Here is a 25,392-nt window from a genome sequence, read left to right on the forward strand (position 1 = left end):
CCCTGACTCAACACGATGCTGGCGATTTTGCCTACAAGTCGCGTCGACATTGAAACCCGTCGAAGCCATGAACCAGTGACTACGCTTGCTGGAGATGACTCGAAGAGTGTTCCCATGCAACCGCTGCTCCAGTACTTCAAGGCAATGCTCAACCCCGGACAAGGGGTGCTGCTGTTCGCCTTGAGAACCATCGCGGCCGGGCTGCTGACACTGTACCTGGCCTTTCTGTTTGACCTTGACCAGCCCAAGTGGTCGATCATGGCGGTGGTCATCGTCAGCCAGCCATTGGGTGGCATGGCCCTGGCCCGTAGTTTTGGCCAGGTCATCGGCACCACCCTTGGCGCGGCAGTCGCGGTGTTGATCATGGCAATCTTTCCCCAGGCGCCGATGCCTTTCATTATTACGCTGGCCTTGTGGCTGGCGCTGTGTACCGCCGGCGGCACCTTATTGCGCTACACCAGCTCCCAGGCCTTTGTCCTCAGCGGTTACACCGCGGTCGTTGTCGCGTTGCTGGCGGTGCCTGACCAGGACGGCACGTTCCTGCTGGCCGTCACCCGTGTTACCGAGACGCTGCTGGCGGTGGCCTGTGTCTGCGTTGTCAGTCTGCTGACCGCGCGCCCGGAGACCGTGGCCCGGAGCTACTTCGCCAAGATTGATCATGTCATCAAGTTGCTCGCGACCCACGCAGCGGCGGTCATTCGAACCGAAGAGAGCGAAGGTGATTTCCATCGCAGGCAGATGCAATTGTTGGGTGAGATCAGCGCCCTTGAAGGCTTGCGCCGGCATCTGTATTTCGATGCCCCACGGTTACGCAGTGCCAATGGAATGGTGCAGTTGCTCGGCAATCAACTGGTGCTGCTGACCTCACGGCTGACGGCGCTGCGCCACCAGCGCGAACTGCTGACCGAGCGCTGGAAAGGCGAGTTACCCGAAGAGATTCAGCTTCTACGCGCCGAAGAACTGGCCTTTCTCGATGAGTTGGCCGTGAAGGGACGCACGTTGTCGGCCGATGCGCGGCAGCATTTCGCGGCGTTGCAACAGCGTTTCGATGACCAGGCCTATAAGGCCGAACAACTCACCGAGACGATGCCTGCCACCCTGCGTTCACTGGCATGGGCGCTGCGCTGGGAGCAGGCGCGGATGTTGGAGCAGCTGGGGCAGATTCTGGAGCTGAGCGACGCGATCCAGGATGGCCGCGAGGCCAGTTGCGTGTTCCGCGGCCAGGAGAATCCATTGCATCTGGACTTCACCTTGGCGGCGATGAACGCGATCCGGGCCTTTGTCGCATTGCTGGTGGCCGGCCTGATCTGGATCGAGACCGCTTGGGACGGGGCCCGTGGCGGGATGATCGTGGTGGGGATTCTCTGTTCGCTGATGGCGACGTTTCCCCGTCCGTTGCTGGCCGCCCAGAGCTTTGCCAGGGGACTGGGGCTGGCCTTGGTGGTGTCGGCGTTGTATCTGTTCATGCTGGTACCGATGATCAGTGACTTCGAGCTGCTCGCCTTGTTGTTGGCTCCGTTGCTGTATGCCGTCGCGGTGGGGCTGTCCAGTCCGCCAACCACCGGGACAGGCATTGGTCTTGGCCTGACGACCATGCTGTTGCTGGGCCCGCAGAATGTAGGCGTTGGCCAAAATACCGCCATTCTGTGGTTCGAGTTTGCCGGTGCGTATACCTGCGCCGCCGCGCTGGCGCTCAGTGTCTATGCGTTGATCTTCCCGTTCAGGCCGGTTTTGCGGATACGCCGACTGTTCAATGAGAACGGTGAGCAGGTCTACGCCTTGCTGAAGACGCCGGCCACCGATGAACAGCAGTTTGCGTTTGAAAGCCGCATGGTCGACCGCCTGACCATGATGTTGGGCTTGTTGCCGGCCACCAATGACAAGCAATCCAGCGAGCTGTTCGAAGTCAGCCTGGGGTGCATGGCACTGGGCGTTGCGTTGAACCAGCTCAGGCAACAGGGGCAGAGCAACACCTTGCTCAGTACCGAGCAACAAAACCGGTTGCAGGCCTCGGTCCGGGAGACCGGCAGGTTTGTCGCCAGGCGACCGGGTGTCGACGTTGACCGGCTGCTCGGACACTTGCATGCCCTGGGCGATGAGATGGATGCCTTGCAGTTAGTGGTTCATGAACACCTGTGGTCGGTATTCCGGATGCGCGTGGCACTGTTGATCGTGGTGTCGTTTCTCGAGCGACATCGCCAATACTTTCAAGCCAAAGAACCGGAAGGAGTGCCGGCCCTTGCCCATTGATCTGGAAATAGGTGGCGTCTACCTGCCGCCAATCGCCCAGGCCTTGCTGCTGGCCTTGCCGATTTTTCTGCTGCTGGACTGGATTTTGAGACGCCTGGGAGTGCTGCGTTTCGTCTGGCATGAAGCCTTGTTCGAGGGCGCGTTGTACGCCTGTGTGTGTGCAACGCTGATCCTGGTGATAGGAGCCTGATGCCTTGAAGAAGATCCTTGCCCGACTCGCGACTGTTGCAGTGGTGTTGCTGGCCTTTGTGCTTGGCTGGTTCGCCTGGGAACATTACACCCGCGCGCCCTGGACCCGCGACGCGCGAGTGCGCGCCGATGTGGTGACGTTGTCCGCCGACGTGTCGGGGCGCATCGTCAGCCTCGGCGTTCAGGACAACCAGCATGTTGACAAGGGCCAGTTGCTGCTGGAGATCGACCCCGCGCGCTACAGCCTGGCGGTAGACCATGCCAAGCGCTCGGTAGAAGTAGCGAAAGCCTCCCTCGGACAGTCCGAAGCGACGATTGTCGCCAGTGGTGCGTTGCTCAGACAACGTCAAAGCGAAGAGCGCCGACGCCGCACCCTTAAGGAACGCGCCGCTATCTCTGGCGAGGAGTGGGAAAAATCCAGCACGGACGTGGCGGTGGCACAGGCCGAGTTGCTGCGTAATCAGGCCAATCTCGGTTTAGCTCAGGCCAATGTGCAACTCGCCATCGCTGCTTTGACCCAAGCTGAACTCGACTTGCAGCGCACCCGGGTCGAAGCCCCCGTCAGTGGTTACGTGACCAACCTGCTGACCCGACAGGGCGACTACGCCACGGCGGGGGGCGCACTGCTGGCATTGGTCGACAGCGATTCGTTTTACGTCAGTGGCTACTTCGAAGAAACCAAGTTGCCGCGAATCGGGGAGGGCGATCGGGTCAGGATTGAGTTGATGAGTGGCGAAACCTTCGGCGGCACCGTGCAAAGCATTGCCTTTGCCATTGCCGATCGGGAGAACCTGCCTGGCAACCGTCTGCTGGCCAACATCAACCCCAGTTACACCTGGGTCAAACTGGCGCAACGGGTGCCGGTGCGGATTCAGATTGATGCCGACTATGTTGCCAAGAACCGCCTGCGTGCAGGGACTACCGCTACCGTAACCATCCTGGAAAACCACAAATCTCAAGGTCAACCCTAACCCTAACCCTGTGGGAGCGGGCTTGCCCGCGATGACGGTCGAACATTCAACATTGATGGCGGCTGACCCACCGCAATCGCGGGCAAGCCCGCTCCCACAGGGATTCGCGTTGCATTCGGAACAAGCAAAAAAAAGCCCCGCGACCGAATGAGGCGCAGGGCTAAAAAATTGGTTGGTTGCGGCCAACCAAAGGAGCTCTTTAAAAACTTACTTGCTGGCGACTGTCTCTGGTTGCCAGCCACCGCCAAGGGCTTTGTAAATCGCGACAATGCCGCGATAAAGATCGGTTTCCGCCGAGGCCTGGGTATCTTCGGCCGCCAGACGCTCACGTTGGGCATCCAGCAAGACGAGGAAGTCCACGGTGCCTTCGCGGTAGCGAATCTCGGCCAGGTCTGCGGCTGAACGGCTCGCTTCGCTTTGACGAATCAGCGAGATCAGCCGTTGCTGACGTTTGCCGTAGTCGCTGAATGCGTTTTCCGACTCTTCCAGCGCTAGCAGCACTTGCTGCTCGTAGGTCGCCAGCGCGCCTTCTGCATCGGCATCGGCGCCGCGCAGACGAGCTCGCACGCTGCCCAGGTCGAACGCAGCCCAAGTGATGCTCGGGCCAAGCGCCCAGGCATTGGCAGCCGCGGAACCGATCTGCGAGCCACGGCCGGCAGTAAAGCCAAGGAAACCGCTGAGGCTGACCCGAGGGAACAGATCAGCCTTGGCCACGCCGATACGGGCGGTGGAGGAAGCCAGTTTGCGCTCGGCACTGAGGATGTCCGGACGACGTTGCAGCAATTCACCCGGGTCACCGATCGGCAAGGCTTTGGCAATCGCCGGTAGGTCTTTTGGGCTCAAGTCGACAGTCAGCTTGTCCGGACGCTCACCCAACAGGGTGGCAATACGGTTTTTCTGCCGAACCTGTTCGGCCTGCAACTGCGGCACGCTGGCTTCGACCGAGGCGAGGCGTGCATCGGCACGCTCCACGTCCAGTTGATCGCCGACGCCGGCATCACGCAGGCTTTCGGTGATCTTGCGTGATTCCTGCTGGTTGTTCAGGTTGGCCAGGGCAATCTTTTCGCGCAACTGTGCGCCGCGCAATTGGCCATAAGAATCCACCAGTTCGGCAATCATGGTGACTTGCAGTTGGTACAGATCGGCTTCGAGCGCCTGTTGTTCGGCATCGGCGGACTCGAGGTTGCGCTGGATACGACCAAACAGGTCGATCTCCCACGCCATGTCGAGGCCGAGGTCGTAACGTTCGCTGTTGACCCGTTTGGTGGTCTGGCCTGGAATCTGACCTTTACCCAAGTCACTGCTGGCGCGGCTGGTGATGGTGGGCATGGCGTCATTGCTGACGTCATCGCGAATCGCCCGGGCCGCTTTCCAGCGGGCGAAGGCCACGCGCAGATCACGGTTGCCTTGCAGCGATTGAGTCACCAACTGGTTGAGAGTCGGGTCTTCGAACTGCTGCCACCAGATGCCTTCGAAACGCGAGCGGTCGAAGTTTTTCTGACCGGCAGCGCCGTCGGTGGCGGTGGTGATGTTGGCCGGCTCGGTGGCTGGGGTCTTGTAGTCCGGGCCGACGGCACAGGCACTCAGGGCCAGTACCAGAAGGCTCGGCAGGAAGGCTTTCAGGCTCATTGTTGCGCCTCCAGTTTCAGGGCCTTGGCCGCTTTGCGCTTTTCACCGCGCTCCACAAAGTTACGAATCAATACGTAGAACACTGGCGTCAGCAACAGACCGAAGAAGGTCACCCCGAGCATCCCGGAGAACACCGCCACACCCATGGCGTGACGCATTTCGGCACCGGCACCGCTGGAGAAGACCAGAGGCACAACACCCATGATGAACGCGAAGGAGGTCATCAGGATCGGACGCAGACGCAGACGGCAAGCTTCGAGCACTGCGGCGAGTGGGCTGAGGCCCTCATCCTGCTGTTTATCCTTGGCAAACTCGACGATCAGAATCGCGTTCTTACACGCAAGTCCCACCAGTACGATCAATCCGATCTGGGTGAAGATGTTGTTGTCGCCTCCGGAAGCAATCACACCGGTAATGGCCGACAGCAGGGTCATCGGTACGATCAGAATCACCGCCAGTGGCAGGCTCCAGCTTTCGTATTGAGCCGCGAGCACCAGGAACGCCAGCAATACGCAGAGCGGGAACACGAACAGCGCGGTGTTGCCGGACAGAATCTGCTGGTAGGTCAGGTCGGTCCATTCGTAGGTCATGCCGTTTGGAAGTTCTTCCTTGAGCAGTTTCTCGATCGCTGTCTGAGCCTGGCCGGAGCTATAACCCGGGGCTGCCGCACCGTTGATTTCAGCGGTGATGAAGCCGTTGTAGTGCATCACGCGGTCCGGACCCGAGGTGTCGCTGACCTTGATGAAAGTCGCCAGCGGGATCATCTCGCCTTTGTTGTTACGCACTTTCAGCTGACCGATCTGGTCCGGTTCGAGACGGAACTGCTGTTCAGCCTGGACGTTGACCTGATAAGTACGACCGAAGCGGTTGAAGTCGTTGGCATACAGCGAACCCAGGTAAATCTGCAGGGTGTCGAAGATGTCGCTGACGGCCACGCCGTGGGTCTTGGCTTTTTCCCGGTCGATGGCGGCATCGACCTGTGGCACGTTCACGGTGTAGCTGGTGAACAGGGCGGCCAGTTCCGGCACGTTGTGGCTCTTGGTGATGATGTTCATGGTTTCTTTGTACAGCTCGTCGTAGCCCAGATTGCCCCGGTCTTCGATCTGCAGGCGGAAGCCACCGATGGTGCCCAGGCCTTGTACCGGCGGCGGCGGGAAGATCGCCATGTAGGCTTCCTGGATCCCGGCGAACTGGCCGTTCAATGCACCGGCAATCGCACCGGCCGACATGCTCGGGTCTTTGCGCTCGTCGAACGGTTTCAGGGTCACGAACACAATGCCGGCATTCGGGCTGTTGGTGAAACCGTTGATCGACAGGCCCGGGAACGCTACCGCACTTTCCACGCCAGGCTGTTTCAGGGCCAGGTCGGACATGCGTTTGATCACATCTTCGGTACGGTCCAGGCTCGAAGCGTCCGGCAGTTGCGCGAACGCCACCAGGTATTGCTTGTCCTGGCCGGGTACGAAGCCGGTCGGGGTGTGGGCGAAACCGAAGAAGGTCAGCACCATCAGGCCTGCGTACAACAGCAGGGCAATACCGCTGCTGCGGATAACCCGGGCTACGGTGCCGACATAGCCATGGCTGGCGCGCTCGAAGAACCGGTTGAATGGACGGAAAAGCCAGCCGCCCAATAGTTTATCAAGCACTTTGGTAAAGCGATCTTTCGGCGCATGGTGGCTCTTGAGCAGCACGGCGGCCAGGGCAGGGGACAGTGTCAGCGAGTTGAACGCCGAGATCACGGTCGAGATGGCAATGGTCAGGGCAAACTGTTTGTAGAACTGGCCGGTGAGTCCGGAAATGAACGCCGCCGGGATAAATACCGCACACAGCACCAGCGCCGTCGCGATGATAGGCCCGGTCACCTCTCGCATGGCTTTCTTGGTGGCTTCTACGGGCGTTTCTCCCAGCTCGATGTGCCTTTCCACGTTCTCCACCACCACGATGGCGTCGTCCACCACGATACCGATGGCCAACACCAGGCCGAACAGTGACAGGGCGTTCAGAGAGAAGCCGAACAGGTGCATCACCGCAAACGTACCGATCAGCGAAACCGGCACCGCCACCAACGGAATGATCGAGGCGCGCCAGGTTTGCAGAAACAGGATCACCACCAACACCACGAGGATCAGTGCTTCGAAGAGGGTGTGGACTACTGCCTCGATGGAGCCGCGCACGAAGATCGTCGGGTCATAGACGATGCTGAAGTCCATGCCTTCCGGGAAGTTCTTCTTCAGCTCCGCCATCTTGTCGCGCACTTCGTTGGAGATCTCGATCGCGTTGGAACCAGGGCGCTGGAAGATTGGGATTGCCACCGCCGGCTGGTTGTTCAGCAGCGAACGCAATGCGTATTGGCTGGAGCCCAGCTCAACGCGAGCGATGTCTTTCAGGCGCGTGATTTCACCGTTGTCGCCGGAGCGAATGATGATGTTCTCGAACTCTTCTTCAGAAACCAGACGGCCCTGAGTGTTGACCGACAGCTGGAACGCAGTGGCATTCGGCGCAGGGGGTGCACCCAGTGCACCGGCAGCGACTTGACGGTTTTGTTCACGAATCGCCGTTACCACATCGGTGGCAGTCAGGTTGCGTGAAGCGGTCTTGTTCGGATCGAGCCAGACCCGCAGCGAGTAGTCGCCCATACCGAACAGCTGTACATCACCGACACCGCCCAGACGCGCCAGCTCATCCTTGATGTTGAGCAAGGCGTAGTTGGACAGGTAGAGCATGTCGTAGCGTTTGTCCGGCGAGGTCAAGTGCACAACCATGGTCAGGTCGGGCGATGCCTTGTCGACGGTGATACCGATGCGCGTCACTTCTTCTGGAAGTTTCGGTTCGGTCCGGGTCACGCGGTTCTGAACCTGCACCTGTGCGTTGTCCAGGTCGGTGCCCAGGGCGAAGGTGATGGTCAGGGTGATCTTGCCGTCAGCGGTGGATTGCGAGGACATGTACAGCATGTTCTCGACGCCGGTAATGGCTTGCTCCAAGGGAGCGGCCACGGTTTCACCGATGACTTTTGGGTTGGCGCCGGGGAAGTTGGCACGGACCACAACGGTCGGTGGGACGACTTCCGGGTATTCGCTGATCGGCAACTGGAACAGCGCAATGGCACCGGCGATCAGGATCAGCAGCGAAAGCACCGCTGCGAAGATCGGCCGTGAAATGAAGAATTGGGAAAAATTCATCGGAGTTGTCGTCCCTTAACCGCGTGGAGTCGCAGCAGCCAGTTTCACAACCGAACCCGGCGCGACCTTGGCAGGTGCGACTTGGGGCAGGTTGCTGGCTTCCAGCGCTTGTCGTTGTTGTGCGAGTGCCGCGAGGGTTTGTTCGCTGGCCATCGGGATCACTTCAGGGGTGACCGGCGAGCCAGGGCGAACCCGTTGCAGACCCTTGACGATGACGGTGTCATCCTTGTTCAGGCCGCTGCGCACGATGCGCAAGCCTTCGATCTTCGGCCCCAGTTCGACGGAGCGATAGGCCGTCTTGTTGTCGGCATCCATCACCAGCACGAATTTCTTGCCCAGGTCGGTTCCGACTGCTTCGTCGTTGATCAGCACGGCGGAGTAGGTGCCGCTGCCGACCAGTTTCAGACGGGCATACAAGCCAGGGGTGTACTGTCCATCGGCGTTATCAAAGACCGCGCGACCGCGGATGGTGCCGGTTTTCGGGTTGACTTGGTTGTCGACGAAGTTCATCACGCCCTGGTGCGGGTTGCCGTCTTCGTTGGACAGGCCGAGGTAAACCGGCGTGGTTGCACCGCGTTTGCCCTGGCGAGCGAGCTGGGTGTATTTGAGGAACACACGTTCGTCGGCGTCGAAGTAGGCGTAGACCTTGTCGGTGGAAACGACGCTGGTCAGCGCGGTGGTGTCGGCGGTCACCAGGTTGCCGGCGGTGATTTCCGCACGGCTGACGCGACCGCTGATGGGGGCGGTGACACGGGTGAAACTTAGGTTCAGTTTGGCCAGGTCCAGTTGAGCCTGGAGGGCGCCGACGGCCGCACGGGCTTCCTGGGAAGCGCTGGTGCGCGAGTCGGCGAGTTCAGCAGAGATGGCGTTGCTGGTGCGCAAGCGTTCGCCGCGCTGGGCTTCGTTTTCGCTGCGGGTGGCGTTGGCGCGACCTTGGGCAACCAGTGCTTCGAGGCGGCGGACCTCGGCCTGGAAGGGGCGTGGGTCAATCTGGAACAGCAGGTCGCCTTTCTTGACCAGTGCGCCTTCGGTGAATGCCACTTCATCAATCTGGCCGGAGACCCGTGGACGAATTTCTACGGTTTCTGGCGCTTCAAGGCGCCCGGTGAATTCGTCCCACTCATTGACCGGTTGTTCCAGGACCTTGGCGACGCTGACTTTGGCCGCGGGCATGGTAGCGGCAGACTCCGGCGCCTTGCCGCAGGCGCTCATCACCAGTACGGCCAACATGGCCAATGGGAAGCGCAAATGTTTGAGTGACTGTTCCATGGATGCATCCGCCAATGTATTGAGATGGGCGGATGATGAGCGGCGGGCTGGTATCGCACGAATCGAATGAAGCGAAGGTAACTATCATTCAGAATGATATAAGTCTGAAGCTAGCCCTCTAGCATGCGCCTTACATTAAACGGCGATCAATTGGGTTGATGACAATTCTGTATTGCGGGGAATGCAAGGAATTGGCTTGAGACCGAGTCGCGGCCTTCGCGGGCAAGCCACGCTCCCAGAAGGAAATGCATTCCAATGTGGGAGCGGCCTTGCCCGCGAAGAGGCCATCAGCCTCAACAACGCTTCAGGATCAGGCCAAACTATCCGGATCCCCAAAGAACATTTGTATACGCGACCGCAGCCAACGCTCACCCGGGTCATTATCCTGCGAACCACGCCACGCCATGTGCAATTCAAAGCTACGCACCGGCAGGGGCGGATCTTCAGCCCGGACACCGCCAGCCGCCGTCAACGCGTCAGCGGTGTAGTCCGGCACCGTCGCGACGATATCGGTCCCGCTGATGAGCGTGCTGAGCCCGTTGAACTGCGGCACCGCAAGCACTACATGGCGCTTGCGCCCGAGCTTTTCCAGTTCTTCATCTATAAAGCCGCTCAGGTCACCGGCAAACGACACCAGTGCATGGGGCCGGGCGCAGAAGTCATCCAGGCTCAATGGCCCCGGCACCGTATCGGCGCGCAACAACTTCGGCATGCTGCGGCGCAGTACTTTGCGCTTGGCGTTGGCTGGCAGGTCGGCGGTGTAACTGACGCCGATTGAAATCTCCCCCGAGGCCAACAGGCTCGGCATCAGGATGTAGTTGGCCCGACGCACCACCAATACGATCCCCGGCGACTCCGCACGCAAACGCTTGAGCAGCATCGGCAGCAGCGCGAACTCGACATCGTCCGACAGGCCAATACGAAACACCGCCGTACTGGTCGCCGGGTCGAATTCTGCCGCACGGCTGACAGCAGTAGAAATCGAATCCAGAGCAGGAGAGAGCAGGGCGAAGATTTCCACCGCGCGGGCGGACGGCTCCATGCTGCGCCCGGTGCGCACGAACAACGGATCATCGAACAGCCCGCGCAGGCGTGAGAGCGCCGCACTGATGGCCGGCTGGCCGAGGAACAATTTCTCCGCAGCGCGGGTCACACTGCGTTCGTGCATCAGTGTTTCGAAAACGATCAACAGGTTCAGGTCGACACGACGCAGGTCATTACGATTCATCTGGAGTCCTGGCAGAGTCATCAAGCTTGACGAGAGCGGCCATATGAGAACAATGGCCGGCATGAATCTTACGGGGAAAGGCTGCTACTCTGCACCGAATAATTCAGTTTCCCTTGAACGGCTACTGCAGATTTTTACGACAACCGTTGATCCAATGGATGCTGCGGAATCAATGACAGGCATGTCGACTATTAATAGCCACTGATAGTCTTGGGTAGAAAGCCCAGATAGAGTTCAGGGCATTAGAGGTTTCTTTGACGAGGTTTGCGATGTCCCGCACGATTCGTTTTCACAAGTTTGGTCCAGCCGAGGTGCTCAAATGCGAAGAGCATGCGGCCGCTCTCCCTGCTCCGGGCGAAGTGCAGGTGCGCGTCGAGGCGATTGGCATCAGTTGGTACGACATTCTCTGGCGCCAGAACCTGGCCTCATCCCACGCTCGCCTGCCTTCTGGCCTTGGCCATGAAATGTCCGGCGTCGTCACGGCGGTCGGCGAGGGTGTCGATGACTTGGCAGTCGGTGACAAGGTCGCCAGCTTCCCGGCTGAAAGCCCCAACGACTATCCGGTCTACGGCGAGCAGATCGTTCTGCCTCGCTCGGCACTGACCCGCTACCCGGATGTGCTGAGCCCTATCGAAGCCAGCGTGCACTACACGCCGCTGTTGATCGCCTACTTCGCTTATGTTGATCTGGCGCGGGTCAAACCCGGGCAATTTGCCTTGGTGACCGACGCGAGCCACTGTGCCGGTCCGTCCTTTGTACAACTGGGCAAGGCGCTGGGTATTCGGGTCATTGCCGCGACCAAGTCGGCGGAGGAACGTGAATACTTGCTGTCCCTCGGTGCCGAGAAAGTCATCGTCACCGAAGAACAGGACTTGCTGATGCAGATCAACAAGATCACCGATAACCGCGGCGTGGACGTGGTGTTCGATGGTCTTGGCGGTCCGCAGATGTCGATGCTCGGCGATGTGCTCGCGCCTCGTGGCAGCCTGGTGCTGTACGGCCTGCAAGGTGGTAACCAGACGCCGTTCCCGGCCTGCGCAGCGTTTCAGAAGAACATTCAGTTCTTCGTTCACTGCATCGGCAACTTCACCGGCAAGCCGGAGTTGGGCATCATCCAGGACCAGGTCGCACTGCAACGTGCCTTGCGCGACATCAACCAACTGACCGCTGACCGCGTGCTGCTGCCACTCAAGACTCGGGTCTTCCCGTTTTCCGAGTTTGTCGAGGCGCACCGCTACATGGACGAATGCCCGTGTCGCGAACGGGTTGCACTCCAGGTCGAACCTGCGTAACACCGCTGAAAAAAGTCCGTGCTTGCACGGACTTTTGCATTTCCCCCTCCGAAAATCCGAGACGTTCCGTCAATCTGCGACGGGTCAGTTCAGCAACTGAACTGGTTTTTGCTCTCAATCTGTATCTTCTAATCACCCTATAAGCCCCGATAATTGAATGATTACTTTCATCTCAAGGAATGAGCTATGGCTGGGTATTGGATAGATAGTGTTCGTTGCGCTCCGGCAATACAAACTCAACAAATAGCGTGTTATCGATCAATTGCCGAAAAAATAATGGCGACTTCTTTCTTTATTTCTCGTGCTACCTGTCTGTGGGACGCCGTCGGACATTTCCTAGGATCCCTCGTTCGGTCGCAGGGCGCTTGTTCTGCGGGGCTCTCCTGCAATCGTGAGCGGACGTGATCACAAGTAAGCTCGATTCATTTCAAATAATTACTCAAAACTAAGTGTTAGCATTTGATATCAAGCGCAACACTTTAATCATGTCAGGCAGCCGTTTGTGCAATGCATACAGTTGTTTGCGTGAAATCGAACCTATGCGTAACAGGTAAGCAATGATGACCCATACCCATGAACAGGCAATGAACTATGTTTATCAGCAAGTATTGCAGCGATTGCTGAGTTTTTTCTCGCGCGCCGAGCGCACGGCATTGCAGTTGATGATTCAGCGTCTGGTGGTCGCCGCAGGTGGCATGGACCGTATCGGCGAATACAAGGTATTGGCGATCCAGTCCGGGACCCGCAACAGTTGCTACACGCTTGCATTGCTGCGCGCCGCACAATTGAGCATCGCCGGCCGGGCACCTGCGACGTTTCAGCTGCGAGTCGCGACCTTGCGCGCGAACGGCGCAAGCTCGACGACTCTTGAAAACATCCATCGCAGTTGCAGTGCGTTGTTTCTCTACGACGATCCTCGGGTCGAAGTGGTGATGGTCGATAACCGGGAAGTCCTGCCATTCAACCACCTGGTGCCGGTTTCCGATGCAGGCCGCGAGTCGAATCGTCTCAATCTGTTGATGGTTGGTCACCGGCGAACTTGGAACGGACCGCTCCATCTGTGGGATGACGGGTACCTGGCAGCGGGCGAGTTTTATGGGCAAATCTGCCGTTGGGACCGAGGTGTCGATGCGTTTGTCAGCAGCGATACGCCTCGTCAGCAAAAGCAGTTCATGGATGGATTGACCCGAGCGGCGCAAAAGGCCGGTCTCAAGGCATCGATTTGCCCTGAATCCGGTTACGAGGAGCTGTTCGCACGACTGGATGAACTGGGCAGTGATTGCTACCGCGAGTTTTATCCTGAACATGGCCAGGCCGAGTGGCGGCCGGCCGAATCATTTGAGGCGTGTCGGCGCACGACCTTCATCGATATTCACGACATGCTGGTCAGTAATCTGGAAGATCGCTGGCCACTGCTCACCGATTTCCTCGGGTTTCAGCCTGACGAACTGGCCGCACAGCTTAGCGATAATGAATGTGTCAGCCTTTCGATTTCCGCGCACGTTCGGGGACTGGAGGCCTGTTTTGTTCACGGCCGTACCTATGAAGCGGGCGTTGCTGAATACGTGCAGCAGGCTTTGGTCATGATGCGTCGCAAACAACTTCCCGAGCGCTTTTGCGAGCAGGCAATGGAGACGTTCGGCCACCCGACGGCAATGTCCGAACAGCGTGAATTGGCGGCGGCCGAGGCCCAGAAAAGCCTCGGCTTGAGCGAGGCTCAACTGGTGTGCTTGCTGTTCGCGCCCTTTGTCGAGAATGGAGCCTCGCTTGAGCGTTTTCTACGTCAATGTCATCCCGGCATGCTCGTCGCGTTACCCGATCTGCACCGGGCGATGCAGGGCAAGCCGGCGCCCGAGCAGGTGCTGCAATGGATGGTCGACGTCAGCGGGTTGCCCGTCAACTTGACCGGCACGCTTTACCGGATGGGGCCGGTGGCGAGGGGCGAGGGGCCGGAAGTCGGTGATGCGAATGAGCAGGCGCTGGACCTCGACGCGGGCAACGCCGCAGATGGCGAACGGTCAACGGGTCGTTGAAAATGCCCGGGGTTACCGCGTTCATCCACCCACCCCACGCGACGCGTGGCGTGTTCGGCCATTACCCATGAAAGGACCACGCGAAACCGACTTTGCCTACCAGGCGGTATACCGTTACCTGACTAACCTCATCAACGAGCCCGTCAGCGACACGCGGGTCCGTCTCCCTTCATTGAGGCAGTTGGCGGACCGTTTGAGTGTATCGATTTCGACGATTCAGTACGCCTATTCGCTGTTGGAAAAAGAAGGGCGGGTGTATTCGGTCGCCAAATCCGGCTATTACGCGCTGCCCGTGTCGTCCATTCGCCCGCTCAGCAGCGGCAATGACCTGCTCGAGACTGTTTATGTGAACGCCAGACGGCCGGGAATGCTGGTGTTGAGCGCGGATGAACCCGCGTTGTTGCAGCCTCTGGACAGCCCGCTATTGCTGCTTGAAAGAGAACTGCTGCGTCAGTATCCGCGTCAGCCGCAACCGACTTCACAACCTTGTGGTGAACTGGAACTGCGCGCCGCACTGGCCGCACGCTATACCTCGTCTCCGGCACGTTGCTGGCACGCCGATGATGTCTATATCGGCGCCGATTTGCGTGGGGTGCTGGAGATACTGATCGCTGTGCTGTGTCTCAAGGAAGCCACGGTCGTCGTCGAATCGCCCTGCGACTGGATGATCCTGCGTTTGCTCCAGGACGCTGATGTCCAGGTCATCGAGTTGCCCTTGCAAGCCAATGGCGGCCTGGACCTTGAGCAGCTCAAGCAACTGCTGGAGACCAAGCCGGTGCGGCTGGTCATGCTTTCTTCCAGCCTCAACATGCCGCGCGGCAGCGTGGCTTCCCACAGCAACAGGCAGTCAACCGCTGAACTTCTGGAGCGTCATGGCAGTTGGGTGTTGGAGAACGACTGCTACGGCGAGCTCGCATTCGAGCCCGACGGCCTGCGGTTTCGCGATCTGCTGAACCCGGATCGGCTGATCGTTTTCTCCACCTTCGAAAAATCCATCGGGCCGGAAGCGCCTTATGGTTATCTGCTCTCGCGCCAGTTGAGCGTCGAACTGCAGCGGCATTTCCTGTTGCGTTCATTCCGGTTGTCGCCGATTCGCCAGAAAGCCATCGCACGGCTATACAGCAATGGACGAATCGATCAGCACTTGCTGGTATTGCGGCGACTGCTCAAGGACCGCAAGGTGCACATGACCCAGCTGTTGCAGGAGCGTCTGGGGGATGCCTTGCACTTTGTCGAACCCTTGGGCGGAGCGACGATCTGGGTGCGGTCGTTGCGTCAGGTCGATGTGCGTCGGGTGTTCCAGCGCCTGCTCAGGCACCAGGTGGTGATTGCGCCAGGAGAACTGTTCAGCCTGCAGGGGTTGCACGCGCAACACCTGCGTCTGAGCCATACCTTCGGCGGCGACCACGACCTCGCTGCGGCCATGGGTTTGTTGGGCGATGCCTTGCGCCTGGAATCGATCGATTGAGCACGTGCGGGGCTTTGGCGATAGATAACATTTCGCCCGGGATCGATAACGTCGCGCTGCGGTCAAACTGCCAGTAAACTGCGTTCCTATTCCTGAACCACTCTATTCCAGAGGTTTTGCATGACACTCAGTCCTTTTGCGGGCAAACCGGCACCGGCAGAATTGTTGGTCGACATCCCGCGACTGGTAACGGCCTATTACACCGGCCAGCCTGATGCCGCCATCTCTACCCAACGCGTAGCCTTCGGCACGTCCGGACACCGAGGCAGCTCGTTCGACCTGAGTTTCAACGAATGGCACGTTCTGGCGATCAGTCAGGCGATCTGCCTGTACCGCGAAGCCCAGGGCATCGACGGTCCGCTGTTTGTCGGTATCGACACTCACGCACTGTCCACCCCGGCCGGCGCGAGCGCCCTGGAAGTGCTGGCCGCGAACGGCGTCACCGTGATGATCGCCGAGGGTGATGAATACACGCCGACCCCGGCGATTTCCCACGCGATTCTTTGCTACAACCGCGGCCGTACTTCGGGCCTCGCGGACGGAATCGTCATCACCCCGTCGCACAATCCGCCGCAAAGCGGTGGCTACAAATACAACCCCACCAACGGTGGACCGGCCGATACCCACATCACCAAGTGGATCGAGGCCAAGGCCAACGAGCTGCTGGGCAACAAGCTGGCCGGTGTCAAACGCATCAGCTACGAGCAGGCACTGAAGGCCAGCACGACCCATCGTCACGATTACCTCAACACCTACGTCGCCGACCTGATCAACGTGATCGACTTCGACGCCATCCGTGATGCCAAGCTGCGTCTGGGTGTCGATCCGCTGGGCGGAGCAGGGGTGCGCTACTGGTCGGCGATTGCCGAGCATTACCGTTTGGACCTGGAAGTAGTAAACAAACAGGTCGACCCGACGTTCCGTTTCATGACGGTCGACTGGGACGGGCAAATCCGCATGGACCCATCCTCAAGCCATGCCATGCAAGGCCTGATCGGTCTGAAAGAGCGCTTTGACGTAGCGTTTGCCTGCGACCCGGATCACGATCGCCATGGCATCGTGACCCCGTCCGGTGGTCTGCTGGCACCGAACAGCTACCTCGCCGTTTCCATCGACTACCTGTTCCAGAACCGTCCGCAGTGGCGTGCTGATGCTGCCGTGGGCAAAACCGTGGTCAGCAGCGGCCTGATCGATCGCGTGGCCAAGCGCCTGGGTCGTCGCCTGTACGAAGTGCCGGTCGGTTTTAAATGGTTTGCTGACGGTCTGTTCGACGGTTCTCTCGGCTTTGGCGGCGAGGAAAGCGCCGGTGCCTCGTTCCTGCGCAAGGATGGCGGCGTCTGGTGCACCGACAAGGACGGCTTGATTCCGGCATTGCTGGCGGCAGAAATGACCGCTCGCACCGGTCGCGACCCGAGCCAGGCCTACCGAGCGTTGACCGACGAACTCGGCGAACCGTTCTCGGTGCGCGTCGACGCCAAGGCCAACCCTGAACAGAAGACCTTATTGAGCAAGCTGTCGCCGGATCAGGTCACCTCGACCCAACTGGCGGGCGAAACGATTCAAAGCATCCTCAGCCACGCGCCGGGCAACGACCAGGCCATCGGTGGTTTGAAAGTGATGACCGAGAACGGCTGGTTCGCGGCACGGCCTTCGGGGACAGAAGACATTTACAAGATCTACGCTGAGAGCTTCGTCAGTGACGAACATCTCAAGCAGTTGGTGGCTGAAGCTCAGACCCTGGTGGATGGCGCTATTTCGGCGAAGTGATTGAGGGACTGTGGCGAGGGGGCTTGCCCCCGTTGGGTCGCGAAGCGGCCCCCGGCATTTCCCCAGCTATAACGTGATATAGACCTGACGACTGCTTCGCAGCCGAACGGGGCGATGCGGCGTTCCGACAAGCCCCCTCGCCACAAAGATTCAGATGTAAAAAGGGGCGACCATCAACGGTCGCCCCTTTTTTTGCCCTGCATTTACCCGATCAAGCCAGATCCACCAACACAATTTCACTGTCCTCAATCGCGGTAACCCGCAACACCTGCTCATCTGCCACTGCCACGCCGTCTCGAGCTTGTGCACGCAGGCCATTGACTTCAATGACTCCCGTAGCCGGAACCAGATAAGCGCGACGGCCACTGTCCAGGCGATATTCGGCGGACTCACCGGCCTTCAGATTGGCGGCAACCAGCCGTGCATCGGCACGGATTCGCAGGCTTTGATCGTCGCCGGCTTTGCCGCTGGCCAACGTCACGAAGCCTTCACGCTGGCCTTTCGGGAAAGGCTTGGCGCCCCAAGAGGGGGCCAGGCCGGATTCGTTCGGGATGATCCAGATCTGAAAGATCTTGGTTTCGCTCGCTTCCAGGTTGTATTCGCTGTGGGCGATCCCGGTGCCGGCGCTCATGACCTGAACGTCGCCCGCTTCGGTACGACCCTTGTTGCCAAGGTTGTCTTCGTGAGTAATTGCACCTTCACGAACGTAGGTGATGATTTCCATGTCCCGGTGCGGGTGTTTTGGAAATCCGGTGCCCGAGGCAATCACGTCGTCGTTCCATACCCGCAGGTTGCCCCAATTCATGCGTTTCGGATCGTGGTACTCGGCGAACGAAAAGTGGTGATGCGCATCCAACCAGCCATGGTGGGCGCCGCCCAGGGAGTTGAAAGGTCTGAGTTCAAGCATGATCGTCTCCTGAAAAGGTTCGTCATGGGGCAGAGCGCCGAGCCACGAAACGAGAACCGGTGGTTGATGGCGGGCATCATCTATCAGGCACCAATCGATAAAAAGCGTAAAAAATGCCTCAATATGATCGATTAAGTTGATATCAAATAACCTCGAAACATTCTCACTCGGCCTTCACTTCATCGTATAAGCCAATGACCTGTAAGCATTTCACTAGAACTCAACGGCAAATACGGACACCATAGCCCTCAACAGCCTCACACCCTGGAGTCAGTCCGCGTGCCGCAACACACCCCCGATCTTCCTCCCGAACTCCGTCCCTTGGCCGAGATGCCATTGCTCAAGCGCCTGGCCGCCCGATTCTTTGGTCATGGCCTGACCCGTCTGCGTGCGCAACACCGTGCATCGTGGCTGCACGGGCAAGCCGATGGTTTTCGCAGCGGCCACAGCGCCGGGGTGGATTACGGCTATAAGGAAGGGAAAGCCGACGGGCTGGAAGAAGGCCGGCAGGTGCTGTTGATCCGAGATTCGCGTTCGACCGAGCATAGGCCGCCGAATGTCGACGACAATTTGTTCGACGATTGGCGCCTGCCCTTGAGCGCCGAACTGAAGAAGCGCATGAAGGCCGATGTCGCCCGACTGCTGCCACCGCACGCCCAGCCCAGTGCCGCCCAGTGGAAGATGATTTTCAGCGAAACGCCTTCGACATCGGTAATTGCTGGGGCCGGCGCGGGCAAGTCGACGACGCTGGTATTGCGTATCCTGCTGCTGACCCATTATCTGGGGTTCGAGCTGAGCTCTATGACCGTGGTGACCTTCACCCGCGAGTCGCGCAAAGACTTCATTAATAAGCTGATCGAACTCTTTGCATTGTGGGGCCGGGCGCTGAGCCTCAAAGAGGCGCGGGATCTGGTGCGTACCTTCCACTCGCGCATCCTGCCAATGGTTCGCAGCCTGCCTGGCTTCGAGCGTCTGCAAGCGTTCGAAAACCTCAGCAATCGCGCGCAAAACGGCGATGAGGAGGTCGACAGCAATCCCTTCGACCTGCGCATCAACGACGCCCAGCGACAGCAACTCAATGCCTGTTTCCACAGCCTGCACACCCGTGATGAGCGTTTTCGCGAGCTGATCAAGCCGTTGTCCCGTCACGCCCTGCAGCTCAAGGAGCTTGAGCGCGATCACCCCGATGTGCAGAAACGCATGGCGGTGACCGAGTTGGCGGCCAAGCGTGACGACGAGCTCTGCGACACGATTGAAGACCTGTGGTTTCGCGCCGGCGCTTGGCCAATCAAAGGCATTGAGCCCAATCGCCAAGTGTTCGACATCAATGGTGCGACCTTCCATTGTCACGGCTACATCCCGACGCTGGATGCCTGGGTGGTGCTCGGTTTTGACCCACGGGAAAACCCTCAAGTCAGCCGCCCGAATGCCAAGTTAACGGTTCGCGCGGAATGGGCGGTGAAGCGAACCCTTTTTCAAGCTTTCTGTCGTAAGCCATTGATATGGCTAGATAGTTACGAATCTTCAAAACGCGTACTGGCTTCCTTGGCAGGGGATGCCAGCGCCGGCCCGGGCTTCGATTACAAGGTCAAGGGTGAGCTGGGGTCAGCGCCCTTGCTGGACTGCTTTGTGGCTGCCGCCGGGTTTATCGAAAACCTCGGCCTGGATGTTCCGAATGCCGTTGGCCAGATGAGTTTCGCCAAAGATGACCCGGACCGGTATTTCTTCGAGGCTCTGAGCCTGTTCTGGCGCGCCCTGGAAGATCATTTACTTGATCAAAAGCCACCGGTGATGACCTACAACCGAATGTTTGCCTTATTCAGCGAGCATTCCCCGGAAAATCTGAAGCTGCTGAGCGATGAGTTGCTAAGGCCTTTGTCTCATCTGATGATCGACGAATTTCAGGACGTATCGCCGCAGATTGTCTCCTGGATTCGTGCCAGCCTCGCAGAGATCCGCAGTCGCGGCCCGGCGATGCACGTGGGGCGAGGTGCGCAACGTTCGTCCTTGCTCTGCGTCGGCGATGACTGGCAGTCCATTTATGGCTGGCGCGGCAGTTCTCCGACGTATTTCATGGAGTTCAACAAGGAGTTTCCGTCACCGAGCACGACGAAAGTGATGCTCAGTGACAACTACCGCAGCCATCAGCACATCATTGATGCGGCCGAGCATATCGTCCGCGCAGCGCCGTCGATTGCAGGAAAGAAGGCCAAGGCCAGCGGTGAACCCAAGGCGCTGTTGCCGGTGAACGTCATGGATCGCGACGATCAGGGCATGGCTCAACGCCTGATCCAGCATTACCGACAAGGTGACTCCATCTTGATGCTTTATCGAAAAAGCAGCGATAAGTTATTGATTGAAAAGCATATTCAGTCTGTAGTTAATGTGGATTCTAGCTTGCCTTATGAAGCTCGGCGCATCAAACAGCTGACGTATCACAGCGCCAAGGGCTTGCAGGCCGACGCAGTGTTCTTGCTCGGTGATTGCCAGCACCTGACCAGTTCTCCCTACAAGAATCAGGTTTACCGGATGGCGGGTCTTGGCAAGACGGGCGACAACGAGCCATACGACAACGCGCAGAAAGACGAAATCCTGCGACTGGCTTACGTCGGCATCACGCGAGCGGTGAGTCATTGCTACTGGTATGTCGATGGGCAGGACACTCAGGCGGCGAATATGCCCAAGGCGTCTGACCGAATTGGCAAGGACAAGCCGTTCTTCTCTGATCACCGTCAAGGTCAGGCACTGGCCTGAACCCGAGCCCACAAAAAAAGCCCACATATTGTGGGCTTTTTGTTGGGTGGTTGACCTTCAGGCATAACTCTTGAGGGCCACGGGAGGAATGAAACACTCAAGTTCGTCTTCCACGGCCTCGATTATTCGTTCTACGTCCGCGGCATTCATCACGGTTGCGCAAGGAATGCCTGCAATGGCGATCATGGTCTCGCCACTGGCACGGTCAAACAGACGGGCAATCATGCTGCCCGGCGCGTCCATGCTCGCCTCGAATCCCATGGGATGAAAATGCCAGCGCATCAGCTGGCAGGCGTTTGGAAACGTAACTTTGCTGAAAGACCCTTTATTCATGTGTTGCCCGCCTTCTTCATCGAGCGCTTCCTTTAGCTCATGTTAGGAGGGAAGAGCCTTCAATGGCTCAACCGGTGACTGCCTTTAAAAGTAGCATCCAGATGTGAAAACCATGTGATTTTTTTCAGTCCGTTTGGCGATTGCTACCGTTTTTTTGATGTGGATCACGTGCCGGGCCTTGCTCGGCGTTACGGCGATTCGGTCTGGTCATTGAAGCCGTGGCCGAACTTCGGCAAGCTCCGTTTTTTTCGTCGAGTCCCTTATGCACGCCGATGATGATGGCCCGCTGCAAACCCAGGTCACGGGCGAGACGGTCATGCGCTACCACTTGTGCTGGAAACACCGGGATCTGGACGGTGTCATGGCGCTTTATCACCCGGACATTCAGTACAACGATTTTTTCCAGAACCGGGTCATGGGCCTGGATGAGTTGCGCGAGTACGTGCGCGGCAGCATGCCGCGTAACCCGGACGAGGCGCTGGAGCATTCCGATCGCATACGCCTGGACGGCAACACTGCGTTCATCCAGTACCAGATGACCTTGCGCGGCGGCGAAGGGCTGGTGTCGTTCCGTTCCAGTGAAGCGATCACGGTGCGCGACGGGTTGATCTGGCGGGTCAACGAATACGCGTCCCTGGTGCGCGAACAACCGCAAAGCAACACCGCTGCGAACTTGCGCCCGGCCGCCAGTCGGCTCGGGCTTTCACCGCGCCAGCTGAGTTTCATGGCTGACGACCTGCAACAGTATTTCCAGCGCCAGCAGCCTTATCTGGACCCCGAGCTCGATCTGCAGCGGGTGGCGCAGGAGTGCGGGTACAGCCGCAATCAGATTTCCTATCTGCTGAATCAAGTGTTGGGCCAGAGCTTCTATCGCTACGTCAACCAGGCACGGCTGCAGCATTTACTCGCGGCGCTGGACGCCGCCACGCCACCGTTGCGCGTTGATGAGCTGGCGTTTGCCGCCGGCTTCAACTCCTTGTCGGCGTTCTACAGTTGTTTCCGCCAGCACACAGGGCTGTCGCCCAAGGCTTACGTCAAACAAATTTCTTTGCGTGCACGCGCGCACGACAGTCCCTGAGCCCACGCACTAGGATCGACGCTATCGAAGTTTGAGTGGCGGAGTCTGGCATGTCGGCGTGGCGCACTATCAGTTTGTGGATGGACCAACTCGACGAGCCGTTGCTGGCGCGTCCAGCGCTGGAGCACGATCTGGACGTCGACGTGGCCATCATTGGCGCGGGCTACACCGGGCTCTGGACCGCGTATTACCTCAAGCGTCTGGCGCCAGGCCTGGACATTGCCATCGTCGAAGCGCAAACCGCCGGTTTTGGCGCGTCGGGCAGAAACGGCGGCTGGCTGATGGGTAACTTGCTGGGCGAGGACCGTCTGTTGGCCGGTCTGCCGCCAGACCAACGTCGCGCCTCTTTCGATCTGCTGCACAGCATTCCTGATGAAGTCGAGATTGCCATCGAACGTGAGGGCATCGACTGCGATTATCGAAAAGGCGGGGTGCTGTACTGTGCAGCGCGCTATCCCGAGCAGGAAGCCAGCCTGCGCGGCTATCTGGACAAGCTTTACCGCCAAGGCCTGACCGAAAGCGATTACCGCTGGCTCAGCCCGGAGCAACTGGCGCAACAGATCAGAGTTGCGAAGCCTTATGGCGGTATCTATGCACCGCACGTTGCGACCATTCACCCGGCAAAGTTAGTGCGAGGTCTGGCAGAAACGGTCGAGCGCATGGGTGTCAAAATCTACGAAAACAGCGCGGTCACGCAGTGGCAGTCGGGGAGTTTGCGTACTGCCAAGGCTCAGGTTCGCAGTCGCTGGATCGTGCCAGCGGTAGAAGGTTATTCGGTCACGTTGCCACCCCTTGGCCGCTATCAGTTACCGGTCCAAAGCCTGATTGTCGCCACCGAACCACTGTCTGCCGCGACCTGGGACGAAATCGGCCTGAGCCGCGGCCAGGCGTTCAGCGAAAGCAGCCGACAGGTCACCTACGGCCAGCGCACGGCGGATAACCGCCTGGTCTTCGGCGCCCGGGGCGGCTATCAGTTTGCTGGCAAATTGCGCCATGACTTTGACCTGACCACCAGCGAAGTGGAGTTGCGGCGCTACCTGTTCGGCGAACTCTTCCCACAACTCAAGAACGTGCAGATTACCCACGCGTGGGGCGGCAACTTGGGCATGTCGCGGCACTTCAAGCCGCACATGCTCTGCGATCAGGCCAGCGGCATTGCCTTGTCCGGCGGTTATGGCGGCGAGGGCGTCGGCGCCAGCAACCTGGGCGGCAGAACCCTGGCGGATCTGATTCTTGAGCGCGATACCGAACTGGTTCACCAGCCTTGGGTCATGCCTCAAGGCGGTCTGGAAACGCTCCGGGCCTGGGAGCCGGAGCCCTGCCGCTGGCTGGGTTACAACGCGATCATCCGCAGCTTCGTCCACGAAGACCAGACCCTGGCCAACCCGGCTACGGCTCCCTGGCGCCGCAAGCTGGCGAGCAAGGTGGCAGGGTTCATGGAAGGTTTCATGCAGTAAACGGCGCGTTCTTCATCTATAGGCTCAATCGACAGGTACTCCCATGGGCATCACGCAATTCAAGAACACCGCAACACTGGAACTGGAAGCGTCGAACCCCGTCGCCGTGCCGTTGGGAGCGCCGGTAGCAGTGGCTTCGACCACCAGCGTCGAACGCGACGACGGCGTCGAAACCGGCGTCTGGGAATGCACGCCCGGCCGCTGGCGCCGGCAGATCGTTGCGCAGGAATTCTGTCACTTCATCCAGGGACGCTGCACTTTCACCCCGGACGACGGTGAAATCCTCTATATCGAAGCCGGCGATGCACTGATGTTGCCGGCCAACAGCCTCGGCATCTGGGACATCCAGGAAACCGTGCGCAAGACCTACGTTTTGATTTTTTGATTTTGATCTTTTGATTGCCTGCCAGCCCTCCAATAAAAAGCACAACAGCTCATACAGGAATCGACTCATGATCCGAAAGACACTGACTCTGGCACCCCTTGCGCTCGTCGCGTCCCTCAGTCACGCCGCCGAGACCGCCAAGATCTATAACTGGTCGGACTACATCGCGCCGGACACCACCAAAAACTTCCAGAAAGAAACCGGCATCGCTTTCAGCTACGACGTCTACGACAGCAACGAAACCCTTGATGGCAAGTTGATGACCGGCAAATCCGGGTACGACGTGGTATTCCCGTCCAACCACTTCATGGCACGGCAGATTCAGGGCGGGGCGCTGAAGAAGCTCGACAAGCGCCAGCTGCCGAACTGGAAGAACCTCAACCCGGTATTGCTCACGGCATTGCAGACCAACGACCCGGGCAACGAACACGGTTTCCCGTACCTGTGGGGCAGCACCGGCATCGGCTACAACATCGCCAAGGTCAAGGCCGTGCTGGGCGACAACGCGCCCGTGGATTCCTGGGACCTGATCTTCAAGCCCGAGAACATGGCCAAGCTGCAAAAGTGCGGTGTCGCCATCCTCGACAACGGCCCAGAGCTGCTGCCGGCCGCGCTGAACTACCTCGGGCTGCCGCACCACAGCAAGAACCCGGACGACTACAAAAAAGCTGAAGCGCTGCTGATGAAAGTCCGGCCCTACGTCAGCTATTTCCACTCATCCAAATACACCAGCGACCTGGCCAACGGTGACATCTGCGTGGCCGTCGGCTTCTCCGGCGACATCCTGCAAGCCGAAAACCGTGCCAAAGAAGCCAAGAACGGCATCGACATCGGTTACGCCATTCCCAAGGAAGGTGCTGCCATCTGGTTCGACATGGTCGCCATGCCCGCCGACGCCCCGGACGAAAAGGCCGGCTACGCGTTCATGAACTACCTGCTGCGCCCGGACGTCATGGCCAGCATCAGCAACTACGTGCACTACGCCAACGGCAACCAACAGGCCGACAGCCTGATCGACCCGGCCATCAAGAACGACACCAAGGTTTATCCGAGCCCGGAAATGATGGGCAAGCTCTTCGCCCTGGAGGCGATGCCGCTGAACATTGACCGGATTCGGACGCGGGTGTGGAACAAGATTCGGACGGGGAGTTGAGGGTTCATGTTTTGTAGCTATTGCGGCGGGTCGGGCTTGATGGCGACGCT

At 59.1% G+C, this 25,392-nt stretch carries 18 protein-coding genes; 12 read left to right on the top strand and 6 right to left on the bottom strand.

Going from position 1 to position 25,392, the window contains the following annotated elements; genetic code table 11:
* Positions 1–114: 114 nt before the first annotated feature.
* Genes ACA075_RS14135 through ACA075_RS14145 form a run of 3 tightly spaced genes read left to right on the top strand, consistent with a single transcriptional unit; the run spans position 115 to position 3,410 of the window.
* Complete coding sequence (locus ACA075_RS14135; RefSeq protein ID WP_497299007.1) at positions 115–2,250, top strand: FUSC family protein; 2,136 nt, start codon at positions 115–117, stop codon at positions 2,248–2,250.
* Entirely contained in the window at positions 2,240–2,440 is a 201-nt protein-coding gene (locus ACA075_RS14140; RefSeq protein ID WP_497299008.1) for a DUF1656 domain-containing protein, read from the top strand. The genes ACA075_RS14135 and ACA075_RS14140 overlap by 11 nt, the downstream gene beginning before the upstream one ends.
* A 4-nt stretch (positions 2,441–2,444) precedes the next feature.
* Positions 2,445–3,410: an HlyD family secretion protein gene (locus ACA075_RS14145; RefSeq protein ID WP_497299009.1), complete on the top strand. Its 966-nt coding sequence runs from the start codon at positions 2,445–2,447 to the stop codon at positions 3,408–3,410.
* Positions 3,411–3,617: 207 nt separating this feature from the next.
* On the opposite strand, the gene ACA075_RS14150 is transcribed toward ACA075_RS14145, so the two are convergent.
* The 4 genes from ACA075_RS14150 to ACA075_RS14165 form a co-directional block, all read right to left on the bottom strand.
* Complete coding sequence (locus ACA075_RS14150) at positions 3,618–5,039, bottom strand: efflux transporter outer membrane subunit (protein WP_497299010.1); 1,422 nt, start codon at positions 5,037–5,039, stop codon at positions 3,618–3,620.
* The gene (locus ACA075_RS14155; RefSeq protein WP_497299011.1) at positions 5,036–8,218 is read right to left on the bottom strand and encodes an efflux RND transporter permease subunit; all 3,183 of its coding nucleotides are present in this window, start codon (positions 8,216–8,218) and stop codon (positions 5,036–5,038) included. The genes ACA075_RS14150 and ACA075_RS14155 overlap by 4 nt, the downstream gene beginning before the upstream one ends.
* A 15-nt stretch (positions 8,219–8,233) precedes the next feature.
* Positions 8,234–9,487 (bottom strand): multidrug efflux RND transporter periplasmic adaptor subunit MexE, encoded by a 1,254-nt coding sequence (gene mexE, locus ACA075_RS14160; protein WP_497299012.1) that lies wholly within the window; start codon positions 9,485–9,487, stop codon positions 8,234–8,236.
* 310 nt (positions 9,488–9,797) lie between these two features.
* Positions 9,798–10,715, bottom strand: a complete 918-nt coding sequence (locus ACA075_RS14165; protein WP_257605177.1) for a LysR family transcriptional regulator — start codon at positions 10,713–10,715, stop codon at positions 9,798–9,800.
* Positions 10,716–10,984: 269 nt separating this feature from the next.
* On the opposite strand from ACA075_RS14165, the gene ACA075_RS14170 reads away from it, so the two are divergent.
* From ACA075_RS14170 to pgm, 4 genes are all read left to right on the top strand, one after another.
* On the top strand, positions 10,985–12,007 hold the full coding sequence (locus ACA075_RS14170) for a zinc-dependent alcohol dehydrogenase family protein (protein ID WP_497299013.1): 1,023 nt from the start codon (positions 10,985–10,987) through the stop codon (positions 12,005–12,007).
* 560 nt (positions 12,008–12,567) lie between these two features.
* Positions 12,568–14,040 carry a hypothetical protein gene (locus ACA075_RS14175; RefSeq protein WP_497299259.1) on the top strand — a complete coding sequence of 491 codons (1,473 nt, stop codon included), beginning with the start codon at positions 12,568–12,570 and terminating at the stop codon, positions 14,038–14,040.
* Between the two features lie 67 nt (positions 14,041–14,107).
* Entirely contained in the window at positions 14,108–15,508 is a 1,401-nt protein-coding gene (locus ACA075_RS14180) for an aminotransferase-like domain-containing protein (protein WP_497299014.1), read from the top strand.
* A gap of 120 nt (positions 15,509–15,628) precedes the next feature.
* The gene (pgm, locus tag ACA075_RS14185) at positions 15,629–17,275 is read left to right on the top strand and encodes a phosphoglucomutase (alpha-D-glucose-1,6-bisphosphate-dependent) (protein ID WP_497299015.1); all 1,647 of its coding nucleotides are present in this window, start codon (positions 15,629–15,631) and stop codon (positions 17,273–17,275) included.
* Positions 17,276–17,486: 211 nt separating this feature from the next.
* On the opposite strand, the gene ACA075_RS14190 is transcribed toward pgm, so the two are convergent.
* Positions 17,487–18,182, bottom strand: coding sequence for a pirin family protein (locus ACA075_RS14190; RefSeq protein WP_219094106.1), 696 nt, complete (start codon positions 18,180–18,182; stop codon positions 17,487–17,489).
* A gap of 279 nt (positions 18,183–18,461) precedes the next feature.
* Here ACA075_RS14190 and ACA075_RS14195 point away from each other — a divergent pair, with 279 nt between their 5' ends.
* The gene (locus tag ACA075_RS14195) at positions 18,462–20,936 is read left to right on the top strand and encodes a UvrD-helicase domain-containing protein (RefSeq protein ID WP_497299016.1); all 2,475 of its coding nucleotides are present in this window, start codon (positions 18,462–18,464) and stop codon (positions 20,934–20,936) included.
* A gap of 57 nt (positions 20,937–20,993) precedes the next feature.
* Here the strand turns inward: ACA075_RS14195 and ACA075_RS14200 are convergent, their stop codons facing one another.
* Entirely contained in the window at positions 20,994–21,269 is a 276-nt protein-coding gene (locus ACA075_RS14200) for a DUF1652 domain-containing protein (RefSeq protein WP_219094110.1), read from the bottom strand.
* Positions 21,270–21,531: 262 nt separating this feature from the next.
* Here ACA075_RS14200 and ACA075_RS14205 point away from each other — a divergent pair, with 262 nt between their 5' ends.
* The 4 genes from ACA075_RS14205 (at position 21,532) to ACA075_RS14220 (ending at position 25,342) form a co-directional block, all read left to right on the top strand.
* On the top strand, positions 21,532–22,347 hold the full coding sequence (locus ACA075_RS14205; protein ID WP_497299017.1) for a helix-turn-helix domain-containing protein: 816 nt from the start codon (positions 21,532–21,534) through the stop codon (positions 22,345–22,347).
* Positions 22,348–22,397: 50 nt separating this feature from the next.
* On the top strand, positions 22,398–23,804 hold the full coding sequence (locus ACA075_RS14210) for an NAD(P)/FAD-dependent oxidoreductase (protein ID WP_497299018.1): 1,407 nt from the start codon (positions 22,398–22,400) through the stop codon (positions 23,802–23,804).
* Between the two features lie 43 nt (positions 23,805–23,847).
* Complete coding sequence (locus ACA075_RS14215) at positions 23,848–24,189, top strand: cupin domain-containing protein (RefSeq protein ID WP_497299019.1); 342 nt, start codon at positions 23,848–23,850, stop codon at positions 24,187–24,189.
* 67 nt (positions 24,190–24,256) lie between these two features.
* The gene (locus tag ACA075_RS14220) at positions 24,257–25,342 is read left to right on the top strand and encodes a polyamine ABC transporter substrate-binding protein (RefSeq protein WP_497299020.1); all 1,086 of its coding nucleotides are present in this window, start codon (positions 24,257–24,259) and stop codon (positions 25,340–25,342) included.
* Positions 25,343–25,392: the final 50 nt, after the last annotated feature.

The organism is Pseudomonas sp. LBUM1663, from assembly GCF_059695905.1.

Bases quoted from the DNA above. Each gene is read 5' to 3' on its own strand.
- ACA075_RS14200 (WP_219094110.1), bottom strand. From the start codon at position 21,269: ATGAATAAAGGGTCTTTCAGCAAAGTTACGTTTCCAAACGCCTGCCAG.
- ACA075_RS14155 (WP_497299011.1), bottom strand. From the start codon at position 8,218: ATGAATTTTTCCCAATTCTTCATTTCACGGCCGATCTTCGCAGCGGTG.
- pgm (WP_497299015.1), top strand. From the start codon at position 15,629: ATGACACTCAGTCCTTTTGCGGGCAAACCGGCACCGGCAGAATTGTTG.
- ACA075_RS14165 (WP_257605177.1), bottom strand. From the start codon at position 10,715: ATGAATCGTAATGACCTGCGTCGTGTCGACCTGAACCTGTTGATCGTT.
- ACA075_RS14175 (WP_497299259.1), top strand. From the start codon at position 12,568: ATGACCCATACCCATGAACAGGCAATGAACTATGTTTATCAGCAAGTA.
- ACA075_RS14220 (WP_497299020.1), top strand. From the start codon at position 24,257: ATGATCCGAAAGACACTGACTCTGGCACCCCTTGCGCTCGTCGCGTCC.
- ACA075_RS14205 (WP_497299017.1), top strand. From the start codon at position 21,532: ATGCACGCCGATGATGATGGCCCGCTGCAAACCCAGGTCACGGGCGAG.
- ACA075_RS14215 (WP_497299019.1), top strand. From the start codon at position 23,848: ATGGGCATCACGCAATTCAAGAACACCGCAACACTGGAACTGGAAGCG.
- ACA075_RS14150 (WP_497299010.1), bottom strand. From the start codon at position 5,039: ATGAGCCTGAAAGCCTTCCTGCCGAGCCTTCTGGTACTGGCCCTGAGT.
- ACA075_RS14210 (WP_497299018.1), top strand. From the start codon at position 22,398: ATGTCGGCGTGGCGCACTATCAGTTTGTGGATGGACCAACTCGACGAG.
- ACA075_RS14135 (WP_497299007.1), top strand. From the start codon at position 115: ATGCAACCGCTGCTCCAGTACTTCAAGGCAATGCTCAACCCCGGACAA.
- ACA075_RS14190 (WP_219094106.1), bottom strand. From the start codon at position 18,182: ATGCTTGAACTCAGACCTTTCAACTCCCTGGGCGGCGCCCACCATGGC.
- ACA075_RS14170 (WP_497299013.1), top strand. From the start codon at position 10,985: ATGTCCCGCACGATTCGTTTTCACAAGTTTGGTCCAGCCGAGGTGCTC.
- ACA075_RS14180 (WP_497299014.1), top strand. From the start codon at position 14,108: ATGAAAGGACCACGCGAAACCGACTTTGCCTACCAGGCGGTATACCGT.
- mexE (WP_497299012.1), bottom strand. From the start codon at position 9,487: ATGGAACAGTCACTCAAACATTTGCGCTTCCCATTGGCCATGTTGGCC.